This is a genomic window from Nonomuraea sp. NPDC003754 (assembly GCF_053605785.1).
Genome location: NZ_JBSGJX010000091.1, coordinates 1 through 9,346, shown reverse-complemented (window position 1 = coordinate 9,346; position 9,346 = coordinate 1). Strand labels below are relative to the sequence as shown.

Here is a 9,346-nt window from a genome sequence, read left to right as displayed (position 1 = left end):
GCACCTACAACCGGCTCCTAGGAGCCATGTGCTGTCTCGGCGAGCGCGGGTTCGCCCTGCTCAAAGGCCGTTGGCGCACCCTCCAGCACATCACCGTCAGCCCCAGCCGAATCGGCGACATCGCCCGCGCGGCGCTTGTCCTCATCCATTTCGAGCACGACTCTCTATCAGCAAATCGCTGAGATCACGTCAGTGAGAGCTGGTAAAGGCCGACGTCGGAGCGGCGGATGTGATCAATGCCGCGGCGTGCGCCGAAAGAAACACATCGCACCCGAGAGAGCTGAGCCATCCCCAGATCGAGCATGTGCATTTCGGCCCAGTAATTCTCCGCTTGGTCACTGGCGGCATCCACTGACACCACCGACTGCGCCACGGCCTGCCACCAAAAGTCGAATCGTTCCCTGACCGGCACTCCATCGAGGCTGAGCACAGAAGTGACCGCCACCATCTCCCCCTCTTCTGGTTCGTGCCGAAGGTCGTCTGAGTCGTTCACACATAACAGTTCGATCTTAGATCTGCTTCTGTCGGCCGGGGTCGGGGTCTTATCGCACATCGGCAATCTCCGGCTCGGCGGTGTGATCAGCGAAACGGTCTGGGCCTCGCGGAGTGCGGCTGCGCTAGTGACAGCGCGCACCACACCGGCCTCCCACGTCGATTGTCAGTTTCTAACTGGGATCACAGCCGGTGTAGACGGCCGCCATGGCCGAAGCGTCAAAGCACGCGTTCGTGGTCATCGACGACGCCGCCGGACATGACGTGCTCCTCGGAGGTGGCCCCGATGGCCGCCTCCGGCTCATGCTGGTGCAGCAGGCCGAGCTGACCGCGTTGCCCACGGCGTGTTCCTCCGACCGTCGCCTTCACAGCGTCCTGGCTGAACGTGCGGATTCGCTCGTTGGATGAGCATCCCTGCGAGACGGCTTCCCTATACGAACGTCTTAGATCGAGTATCCACAAAGTCTTGTTTTCAGCGGGCGAGCTACGCCCTCGGCATGAGGTCGAGACCGCACCACAGGGCGATGCCTGGCGCCGTCACCGTCAATAGCGTCGTGGCCATGAAGATCACAAGGAGAACGGCGGCGGCGCTGACGGCGACTGCCGTGCTGGCGGCCACGGTCACCACGGCGTTCGCGGGGCCCGCCGGCGCCGCCTCGCCCGGAGCGCTGGACGGCGCCTGGAAGACGGACGGCTACGGCATGGTCCTGTCGATCGAGGGCGGGCGCCTGCGGATGTACCAGATCACGGAGATCAGCTGCCTGCCGACCGGAGACCCTATGAAGCAGCTCGGGACGGCCCGCGACGGGGCGGTGACATTCGGCGGCGGCAGCGTGGCCGCGCTGACCGTCTGGGCCGAGGGCAGCGATCGCGCGCGAGCCCGCTACGTGGGCGATGTGGCGGACAAGGGCCTGATGCGGCTGCGCGCGCTGCCCCCGCGCTGCTCACGCCCCACGCCCAAGGACCCCGTGACGTCCTTCGACGTCTTCTGGAAGACCTTCGACGAGAACTACCTGAGTTTCGCGGCCAAAGAGGTCGACTGGCGGGCGGCACGAGACCGTTACCGGCCGAAGGTGAACTCCCGCACCAGCGACGAGCGCCTGTTCAAGATCCTGAGCGACATGATCAAACCGCTCGGAGACGCCCACACCAGTCTCGGCTGGGACGAGCGGCACTTCTTCATCGGCAGGCGCCCCGGCACGCGGTTGCCAGTGGGCGATGACCTGAGGCCCAGGATCGACAAGGCCATGGCCGCGTACCTGAGTGTCCCGATGCGCACCTGGGGGAACGGGGAGCTGGGCTACGCCGACCTGCCCGGCGGGCTAGGCTATCTGCGGGTCACGGGCTTCGGCGGGTACGCCGGCGAGAAGGGCACGCTGGCCGAAGAGCGGGCCGAGCTGGATCGGGCGCTTGACGCCGTGTTCACCCGGTCGCGCACACGCGACCTGCGCGGGCTCATCATCGACGTGCGCTATAACACGGGCGGATATGACGATCTCGGGCTGCGGATCGCCTCCCGTCTGACCCACCGCTCCTACACCGCCTACACGAAACGGGCCCGCAACCACCCCGGCGACCCGGACCGCTTCACCCCGCCGAAGACGGTCACGGTCCGGCCGGCCCGCGCCCCGATCTACGACGGTCCCGTCGCCGTTCTGACCAGCGACATGACCGTCAGCGCCGGCGAGACCTTCACCATGGCGCTCATGGACCGCAAGCCCGAGCCGATCAGGATCGGTGGCGAGACACAGGGCGCCTTCTCCGACATCCTGGGCCGGCGGCTGCCCAACGGCTGGCAGTTCGGGCTGTCCAACGAGGACTACCGCACCCCCGCCGGGCGGACCTTCGAAGGCGCCGGCCTCCCGCCCCACATCCGCACGCCGGTCTTCACCGACGAAGAGCTCGGCGGCGGGCGCGACTCGGCCATGGAGGAGGCCCGCGCCCGGCTCACAGACACCGGGCCGCTGACCGCCCCACCGGGCCGGTAGGCGACAAGGCTTGACCGCTTGGGCATACCCGGCCATAAGACGGGGGAATGGGGGCTTGCCGGGTCTTCAGAACACATGGCGCAGGCTCAGAACCACGGCTTGACGAACCGCCGGATGCAGGCCCGCATGTCCGGTGGTGTGAGAGGAGGGTGAGGCGACCTCACCCTCCTCCTCGAGCCGAAGCCGCTACCAGTTGCCGTCTGCCGGCGGGAGACCTCGCTCGTCGGGCGCAAGGATTTCAAAGCCTGGGCCCGTTCGGGAGAAGCCATCAGGCCCGAGCAGCCGGGCGATGGAGGACAAGGTGTTCGCCGGCCGGGTGCGCAGGTCGCGGGCGTGCCGGATCTGCTCGTCGGTCATCGTCGGCGGCCGACCCAGGCGCTGCCTGCGGGCCTGGGCGGCGGCCAGGCCCTCGTCACCGCCCTGACGTCCGATCCGCGGACCGCCATCGATGAGGTAAAGGCCGGCGGCTAGCTCCTGCCCTGTTCCGCGGCTCGTCTGCGATCTTGGCCAAGGATTGAGCGCCGGTGGCCGATACCGAAGTCGCGGTTCTTCGATGCCATCGGCCATCGCCAAGGGTGGAAGGCGACACCGCAGAAGTTGGGCCGAAGGCGCCGTCGGCCGGGGCCGCCACCAACACGACATGAGCGGACATGACAGGGAGCCGGAGGTGATAGTGCAGGTCGTGGACGTCGAGGATGCCGGCTCCCGCGACTTGTGCCAGCGGGCTCTTCGCGGCCGACAGCCTAGGGATGGCCTCCAGGAGGATGTTCACGGCCCCGCCCAGCAGGCCCAGGTGTTGGCCGATGCGACAATCTGAAAAGAGTTCTTCGTTCGGTCCGCCATCCTCGTGGCCGCGTTTATGGCTCACCGTTAAAAGATGACTGACTCGATGCGGATTCTCATCGGCCACGTGCTGGAGGCCCTGGCGAAGGGCACTGCCGAACGCGGCGGCCCGGTTCCCGCCGGTGAGCCTGATGGACTGGCGCGGTGGGTAAAGCAGACGCTCGGGGAGCCGCTGCCCCAGGTCGGCACGGGTGCGTCGGAGGCGCTGGATATGATCATCCGCATTCTCGCGTACGGCGCTGCCGACCCTGCGGATCCCCGGTGCGCCGCCCACCTGCACTGCCCTCCGCTCCCCGTGGCCGTCGCCGCCGACTGGGCGGTGTCGATGCTCAATCCCTCGCTGGACTCCTGGGATCAGGCGCCGGCCGCCGTCACTCTGGAACGGGAGCTCATCGGCGCGCTGGCGGAGCTGGCCGGTTACGACGGGCGGGCGTCGGGGACGGTGACCACCGGCGGCAGCGAGTCCAACCTCATGGGGCTCATGCTCGCCCGTGACCAGGCGCTGGGCCGCTCGCACGGGGCGGTGAGCGCCGCGCGCGACGCCCGGATCTTCTGCTCTGAGCTGGCGCACTTTTCAGTTCAGCGAGCCGCGGCCCTGCTCGGGCTTGGGGAGAGCGCGGTACGGCCGGTCGCCGTCGACGCCCGGCAGCGGATGAGCGTCCGCAGCCTGGAAAGCGAGCTCAACCGGTGCGAGGCGGAGGGCGGGATCCCTGTCGCCGTGGTCGCCACCGCAGGAACCACGGACTTCGGCAGCATCGACCCACTCCGCCAGGTGACCGCCCTCGCCCGGCGCCACGGCGCGTGGATCCACGTGGATGCGGCCTACGGTGGCATGGCGCTGTGCTCTGACCGGCTAGCTCCGTTGCTGGATGGGCTGGACGCCGCGGACTCGATCTCCATCGACATGCACAAGCTCGGCTGGGTGCCGGCCGCGGCGGGGGTCTTCCTGGTTCGGGAGAGAGCGGCGCTTGTCTCCCTTGAGCGGCGGGCCGCCTACCTCAACCCGGAAGACGACGAGGACGCGGGCTATGTGGGGCTGCTCGGCTCCTCGATGCGCACCACCAGACGACCGGACTGCGTCAAGATGCTGGTAACACTGCGGGCGCTTGGCCGTGGCGGCCTCGGCGCCATGGTGGACCACTGTCATGATCTCGCCCACTACGCGGCCGAACGTATCGGCTCACATCCCAAACTGGAACTCATCGCGCCTCCCGTGCTGACCACCGTCGTCTTTCGTGTCCAGGGCACGGACCACGCGAACGCCGAGTTGCGGCGGAAGCTGCTGCGGGAAGGCATAGCCCTGGTGGGACGGACTGAGCTGGCCGGCCGGGTCCATCTGAAGCTCACCTTGCTGAACCCGCACGCGACGCGTGCCGACGTGGACGAGATCGTGCAAGCGGTGGCGCGCATGGCGTGAAAGCCATCGAACCTGGGGGATGTCCGGCAGGACTGACCGCGCGGTGATGGCCACCCTGGTCGGCGACGAAATCCCGGAGGCCACGACCGGGTGCTGAGGGTCACGCCTTCCTGCTCTCCCAGCGATCCGGACTTGGATCGCTGGCGTGACCGCTGCCGGAGATACCCCTGCTTCTAGTAGTGCTTTGTTAGGTCGGCGTGTCGTGGGGTTGTCGGGGCGATCCGGGTAGTTTCATGCTTCAGTGACCCCTGAGGAGCTTTCGGTTGTGCGGCAACGTCTTGAGGCGTTCGCTGCGGAGGTGTTCGCGCCCATGTCTCGCTCGGATCAGCGGGCCAAGGGCGACCTCTGATCAGCAGGACCGAGGCCCTCGGCAATCGCCTCTGACCAGCCCTATTAGCCCTTTCCGGCTTACTTGGTCTGCCCCCCCTGTAGAACTTCAGCAAGATCGCGAAGCCGATTCGCGTGGCGTCACGCTTTCCGGCGATCAGGTCGCGCTCTTCGTCCAGGATCGTCCAGTGCTCGACCAGCTCGTCGATGTGCATCGGGGGGTATTTCATGACCACCCAGCCGACCAGGCAAGTCACAGCAAGATCAACGCCGTTTGGGGCTCATGACACATTTCTTACCGGCACCCCGCATAGCGCGGGATGACGTGAAGGTGGAAGTGGAAGACCGTCTGGAAGCGACGTCGACACCCCCGACGACCTACGCGCGGCTGTCCTGCTTGGCGTCGGCGTCCACACGGCCGCCGTCGTCCGTGATCTTGAGCTTTCGTACGGCGGGAGCCAGCACGAAGGGTAGGTGGGCCGCCGCGGAGCCGAGGCAGGCGATCCACAGGAGCTGGTGAACGGTGACCGCCTCGCCCAGCAGCCCGCCGACGACACCGCCGAGCGGCAGCGAGCCCCACATGAGGAAGCGGAGGCTGGCGTTCATCCTGCCGCGCAGGGCGTCAGGGCAGATCGCCTGGCGGTAGCTGCCCTGGGCGACGTTGTACATGACCCCGACCAGGAACATGAGCGCCATGCCGATCGGGAAGAGGGCGAGCCGCCAGCCTGGTCCTGTGAAGGCGACGAGCACGTTGAGCGGCAGCATGAGGACGGCTGCGCCGTACATCGTGGGGCCGTGACCGAAGCGGGCGATCACGCGCGGCGCGAGGAGCGCGCCGAGCAGGCCGCCGGCCCCCGCGCCTGAGATCATCAGGCCGTAGGCCGTGGCGCTCACGCCCAACTCGTCGACCAGGTACAACGGCTGGACGATGGCCCAGATGCCGCTGATGAACATGTTCATGGCGCCGACGAGGCCGATCAGGCGCAGGATGCGGTGGCCGAACACGTAGCGCAGGCCCTCCATCAGGCTCACACGCCCCCCGGAGGGGGTCTCCTCGGCCTTGACGGTCGCCAGGAGGGTGGCGGAGATCAGGTAGCTGACCGCGTCGACCACGATGGCGATGGGCGCCGTGAGCACCTGCACGAGCCAGCCGCCGAGCCCCGGGCCGAAGAGCACGGAGAGGCTGCGCACGGACTCCAGGGTCCCCATGCCCTTGGGCAGCTGCTCCTTGGTCACGATGGAGGGCAGGAAGCTCAGGTGGGCGACGTCGAAGAAGGCCGTGCCGATGCTGACGATCACGGCGACCGCGTAGAGCTGCGCCAGCGTGAGCGCCTCGAACAGCGCCGCGATCGGGATGGAGGCCAGGGCGACCGCGCGCAGCACGTCGGCCGTCACCAAGATGGGCTTCCTGCGCAACCGGTCCACCCACACACCGGCGGGCAGCCCGAAGAGGAGGAAACCGATCATCCCGGCCGCGCTGAGCAGGCCCAGCTCTAACGGGCCCGCGTCCAGCACCAGCAGCGCGACCAGCGGGAGGGCCACGCGCGTGACATGGGTGCCGAACTGGCTGAAGCCGTCGGCGGTGACGTAACGACGGAAGGCGGGGGTCATCTGATCTACTCTAGGGGTGCTGGCGCTCTGCGAAATCCGCCCGACGCCGCGGCCAGATGTACAGCACCGTGCTGGTCGACCTGGACAGCAACACCGTCATCGATCTGCTGGAGGACCGCGAAAGCGCCACGCTGGCCGCCTGGCTGGAAGGCCACCCCGAAGTCGAGATCATCTGCCGGGACCGGGCCGGCCGGGGAAGTGGTCGACCGTACAGCGGACGACATCGTGGCGTGGGTTTTCTCCCGATCCGGCGGAGGACAGGAACACCAGCCGTTGCACGGTGCCCGATGTGGCGGCGGCTTGGAGCACGTGGTGGGTTCCGGCGATGTTGGCGGCGAAGGCGGCATCGGGATCGCGTAGGCAGCCGGCCACGGTGGAGTAGGCGGCGGCGTGGATGATGAAGTCGCTGCCCCGGCAGAGCCGGTCGATCAGCGGCTGGTCGTTGATGTCGCCCACGATCAGGCCAGGCGCGTCGCGGGTGAGGCCGAGGACGGCGTAGGTTTCGGGATCGTAGCCGGACAGGTCGTCCAGGACAGTCACGCTCGCGCCCCGGGCGCGGAGTTGGGCGGCGATGGCGGCGCCGATGAGACCGGCGCCTCCGGTGATGAGCACGCGCGTGTCGGAGAGTGCCGGCAGGTGGCTGAGCATCAGGCAGAGGTCCTTTTCCGATGGGTGGGGGCGGGGGTCCACTTGTTGCCGACGTACTTGTGCGGCAGCAGCTCGGCCAGCGCGGCGGGGCGTGGGCCGTCGGGGCCGCCGATGACAGCGGCCACATCAGGGGCGTGGTCCAGCAGTAGTTCTCGGCACAGCCCGCAGGGAGGCACCAGCCGGGCCGGGCTCTGCTCGTCCGGTTTGGTTGGGATGCCGGACGGCGGCCACCAGGATGAGCGGCGCGCTGGTGGCCATCCGGGCGGTCCCGAGCGCGACCGCCTCGGCGCACACGGCCGCGCGCCCCACCATGGCATCCAGGTGCAGGCCTAGATGAAGGCGGCCGTCGGCGTCGAGGATGGCGGCGCCTATCTGGTGGCGGGCCAGCACATACCGGGAGGCGATCAGTGCGAAAGCGGCGGCCACCACCCGGCGGCTGGCCGGATCGGCGCATTCGAGCGACGGGTCTCGGCCCGCCACCGCGCTCACGCGCCGGCTCCGGCGTGCGGTAGAGCGGGCAGCGGCCGGGCGAGGGAAGTCGCGGTAGATCTCCGACTCGCGGGGGCCACGCGCGCCTTGGTACTTGCCGTCGTACAGGGTGATGTCGCACCGCACCTGCCAGAAGGTCACCTGACCGATGGGCAGACCTGGATAGACGCGCACGGGTTGGACGGCGTGCAGTTGCAGCGTCCATTGGTTGTGCGAGCCGATGTCGATCAGGTCGGCGGTGACGTGCACGAACAGGCCCAGCCGGGCGATGGACGAGCGGGCCCGGATGATGGGGACGTAGTGGTCGCTGCCCATCACCTCCAGCGTGTGCCCGAGGTAGATGCGGTCCGGCTGCAGCACCAGGCCGTCCTCGCCGATGGTCAGCTCGCGAGCGGGGTTGGGCCGGGCGACGTCCAAAACCTGACCGGTGTAGGTCTTGATCGTCGGCCCGAGCCGGAAGTTGTAGCTGTTGGGGTTGACCTGGTCGGGCGTGAATGGGTCGATCATGATCCGGCCCTGCTTGTGCTGGCGGGCGATCTCCGCACCAGTCAAGATCATCGGAGTCTCCTTGGTCAGGTGGTCGCCAGCAGGCGCGGCGGCGAGGTGACGGCGGTGGAGAAGCGGCCGAAGTGGCCGTCATAGGGGCGCACGGCACCGTCGGGTACCCAGAAGGACACCTGGCCGACGATCATCCATGCGTACAGTCGGATGGGCTGGACGACCACGATCTCCAGCGTCCAGCGGTGGGTCGCGCCGAGATTGCCCAGATCAGCCGACACTTGCAGGAACACGCCCAGCCTGCCCAGCGAGGAGCGGCCGATCAGGGAGGGCACGTAGTGATCGCTGCCGATCCGTTCCAGCGTGGTGCCGAGATAGACCCGTCGTGGCCAGAGCACGATCCCACTCGCGGGGATGACGATCTCGTCGGTGGGATGATCGCCGAGCGGGTCGATCACCGTGCTGCGGTGCATCCGCAGGGTGGGCCCGAGCCGGTAATTGACGCTGTTGGGGTTGACCAGGTCAGGGGTGAACGGGTCGATGGTGATCCGGCCGCGCCGGTGTTCGGCGGTGATTGCCGGCCCCGTCAGGATCACGCCTTCACCTCCAGGCGTTCGGTGGCCGACCTGGTGCGGGCGGTGCCGGTGAGGGTGATGCTGTTCGACCTGCTGCACATCAACGCCGCCAGCGCGGCGCGCCTGCCGTACCTGGAGCGGCGGGCCCTGCTGGAGCAGATCGTGCGGCCGGGCGCCCGCTGGCAGGTGCCCGTCTACTTCACCGGCCACACGCAGGCGGCGCTGGAGGCGAGCCTGCAACTGGCCCTGGAGGGCGTCGTGTCCAAGCGGGTCGACTCGCCGTACCGGCCGGGCCGCCGCTCGGCCGACTGGGTGAAGGTCAAGCACCACCAGACCGCGGAGGTGGTGATCGGCGGGTGGCATGCCGGCGGCGGCCGCCACGCCGGCCTGGCGGACTCGCTGCTGCTCGGCGTGCCCGACGGGCGCGGGCGGCTGGAGTACGTGGGGCACGTCGGCAC

12 protein-coding genes are annotated in these 9,346 nt (G+C 68.5%); 5 read left to right on the top strand and 7 right to left on the bottom strand.

The window, feature by feature from the left end; all coding sequences use genetic code 11:
• Positions 1–182, top strand: a 182-nt coding sequence (locus ACWEVS_RS45465) for a transposase family protein (RefSeq protein ID WP_452557379.1), incomplete at its 5' end; no start/stop codon positions are given.
• A gap of 2 nt (positions 183–184) precedes the next feature.
• On the opposite strand, the gene ACWEVS_RS45460 is transcribed toward ACWEVS_RS45465, so the two are convergent.
• Positions 185–493 (bottom strand): hypothetical protein, encoded by a 309-nt coding sequence (locus ACWEVS_RS45460; RefSeq protein WP_452557377.1) that lies wholly within the window; start codon positions 491–493, stop codon positions 185–187.
• Positions 494–699: 206 nt separating this feature from the next.
• On the opposite strand from ACWEVS_RS45460, the gene ACWEVS_RS45455 reads away from it, so the two are divergent.
• Positions 700–900: a hypothetical protein gene (locus ACWEVS_RS45455; RefSeq protein WP_452557375.1), complete on the top strand. Its 201-nt coding sequence runs from the start codon at positions 700–702 to the stop codon at positions 898–900.
• 152 nt (positions 901–1,052) lie between these two features.
• A complete protein-coding gene (locus tag ACWEVS_RS45450; protein ID WP_452557373.1) occupies positions 1,053–2,480 on the top strand; it encodes a S41 family peptidase in 1,428 nt (475 codons plus the stop codon).
• A gap of 186 nt (positions 2,481–2,666) precedes the next feature.
• Here ACWEVS_RS45450 and ACWEVS_RS45445 read toward each other — a convergent pair whose 3' ends face one another.
• Complete coding sequence (locus tag ACWEVS_RS45445; protein WP_449931497.1) at positions 2,667–3,047, bottom strand: hypothetical protein; 381 nt, start codon at positions 3,045–3,047, stop codon at positions 2,667–2,669.
• A 310-nt stretch (positions 3,048–3,357) separates the two neighbouring features.
• Here ACWEVS_RS45445 and ACWEVS_RS45440 point away from each other — a divergent pair, with 310 nt between their 5' ends.
• Positions 3,358–4,740 carry a pyridoxal phosphate-dependent decarboxylase family protein gene (locus ACWEVS_RS45440; RefSeq protein WP_449931499.1) on the top strand — a complete coding sequence of 461 codons (1,383 nt, stop codon included), beginning with the start codon at positions 3,358–3,360 and terminating at the stop codon, positions 4,738–4,740.
• Positions 4,741–5,445: 705 nt separating this feature from the next.
• Here the strand turns inward: ACWEVS_RS45440 and ACWEVS_RS45435 are convergent.
• The 5 genes from ACWEVS_RS45435 to ACWEVS_RS45415 form a co-directional block, all read right to left on the bottom strand.
• A complete protein-coding gene (locus ACWEVS_RS45435; protein ID WP_452557371.1) occupies positions 5,446–6,678 on the bottom strand; it encodes an MFS transporter in 1,233 nt (410 codons plus the stop codon).
• 168 nt (positions 6,679–6,846) lie between these two features.
• On the bottom strand, positions 6,847–7,326 hold the full coding sequence (locus tag ACWEVS_RS45430) for an NAD-dependent epimerase/dehydratase family protein (RefSeq protein ID WP_452557369.1): 480 nt from the start codon (positions 7,324–7,326) through the stop codon (positions 6,847–6,849).
• A complete protein-coding gene (locus ACWEVS_RS45425; RefSeq protein ID WP_452557367.1) occupies positions 7,326–7,451 on the bottom strand; it encodes a hypothetical protein in 126 nt (41 codons plus the stop codon). The genes ACWEVS_RS45430 and ACWEVS_RS45425 overlap by 1 nt, the downstream gene beginning before the upstream one ends.
• Position 7,452: 1 nt before the next feature.
• A complete protein-coding gene (gene dcd / locus ACWEVS_RS45420; protein ID WP_452557365.1) occupies positions 7,453–8,373 on the bottom strand; it encodes a dCTP deaminase in 921 nt (306 codons plus the stop codon).
• Between the two features lie 14 nt (positions 8,374–8,387).
• Positions 8,388–8,909 (bottom strand): dCTP deaminase, encoded by a 522-nt coding sequence (locus ACWEVS_RS45415; protein ID WP_452557363.1) that lies wholly within the window; start codon positions 8,907–8,909, stop codon positions 8,388–8,390.
• 42 nt (positions 8,910–8,951) lie between these two features.
• On the opposite strand from ACWEVS_RS45415, the gene ACWEVS_RS45410 reads away from it, so the two are divergent.
• Positions 8,952–9,346 (top strand): ATP-dependent DNA ligase (locus tag ACWEVS_RS45410; RefSeq protein WP_452557361.1); only part of this gene is annotated, 395 nt, incomplete at its 3' end.

Coding starts and splice junctions, on each gene's coding strand:
- ACWEVS_RS45440 (WP_449931499.1), top strand. CDS start 3,358: ATGACTGACTCGATGCGGATTCTCATCGGCCACGTGCTGGAGGCCCTG.
- ACWEVS_RS45450 (WP_452557373.1), top strand. CDS start 1,053: ATGAAGATCACAAGGAGAACGGCGGCGGCGCTGACGGCGACTGCCGTG.
- ACWEVS_RS45445 (WP_449931497.1), bottom strand. CDS start 3,047: ATGGCCGATGGCATCGAAGAACCGCGACTTCGGTATCGGCCACCGGCG.
- ACWEVS_RS45455 (WP_452557375.1), top strand. CDS start 700: ATGGCCGAAGCGTCAAAGCACGCGTTCGTGGTCATCGACGACGCCGCC.
- ACWEVS_RS45430 (WP_452557369.1), bottom strand. CDS start 7,326: ATGCTCAGCCACCTGCCGGCACTCTCCGACACGCGCGTGCTCATCACC.
- dcd (WP_452557365.1), bottom strand. CDS start 8,373: ATGATCTTGACTGGTGCGGAGATCGCCCGCCAGCACAAGCAGGGCCGG.
- ACWEVS_RS45435 (WP_452557371.1), bottom strand. CDS start 6,678: ATGACCCCCGCCTTCCGTCGTTACGTCACCGCCGACGGCTTCAGCCAG.